This window comes from Oribacterium sp. P9, assembly GCF_046365365.1.
Taxonomy (GTDB): Bacteria; Bacillota; Clostridia; order Lachnospirales; family Lachnospiraceae; genus Oribacterium.
This window is the reverse complement of the sequence record NZ_JBKEIS010000049.1, coordinates 1-931: the sequence shown is the minus strand read 5'-3', so window position 1 is coordinate 931 and position 931 is coordinate 1. Positions and strand designations below refer to the sequence as shown.

The window sequence follows — 931 nt, the reverse complement described above, 5'->3', positions numbered from 1 at the left end:
CATTCAGTCGCCAAATGTTGCACCGCACTTTCGCGTCTAGATTCATATTTCATAGGTACTTGCTGGATACTGCCGACTGTAAAGTCTAAAGTTGGCGACAATATTCGAAGCAGCGCTTCCGCAACGGGGGAATTATCCTCTATTGAATCGGCAATTATCTAGTCTTCTTTCCATTTGACGTAAAATTATCACCTCATTTATCACCCCAATGTTAGAATGCATGAGGTGATAAATGAGGTGATAAAGTGGATCTGACATCCCTGGTGAACGAACTCCGAAGCTTCAGCTTTGAAAAGGAATGGTTCGAATTCAAGGAAAACTGGCTGCAGCCCGCCCAGCTCGGAGAGTACATCTCCGCCATATCCAACAGCGCCGCTATGCTGGGGCGCGACCACGGCTACTTCGTGTGGGGAGTAAGCGATGACGAGGGACATGAGCTGGTTGGAACCGACTTCGATCCCGACTGCGAAGTCAGCCACGAGCCGTTGAAGCATTACCTCGCACGGCAGCTAGAACCGAGCGTTGATTTCGACTTCTTCGAAGGCGAGGTTGGCGGGAAGCGGATCGTGGTCCTCAGAATAGGCTGCGCCCGCACCGCCCCGACCGCGTTCAACGGGAACCGGTTCATCCGCATCGGGTCAAGCAAGGAAAACCTCCGTAGGTATCCCCAACGCGAGGCCGCCTTGTTCGGCGTCATCTCCCACGGCGTTCCCACCCTTGAAAACCAGCCGGCGGAACGGCAGGACCTCTCATTCGGCCAGCTTCTCATGTACTACGCGGCCAAGGGCGTAAGCTCAATCCCGAGACGTTCGAGGTCAACCTAGGTCTGAGGATGAGCGACGGGCGCTATAACATGTTGGCGCAGCTCCTCTCCGACGACTCCGGCATGCCGCTGCGCGTGGCGATTTTCTCCGGGAGGGACAAGGCGAGC

Annotated in this window: 1 protein-coding gene; it reads left to right on the top strand. The window is 55.1% G+C overall.

Annotated features, from left to right (window positions below):
• Positions 1-245 precede the first annotated feature (245 nt).
• Positions 246-824: a helix-turn-helix domain-containing protein gene (locus tag ACK8P7_RS10935; RefSeq protein WP_410044229.1), complete on the top strand. Its 579-nt coding sequence runs from the start codon at positions 246-248 to the stop codon at positions 822-824.
• Positions 825-931 lie beyond the last annotated feature (107 nt).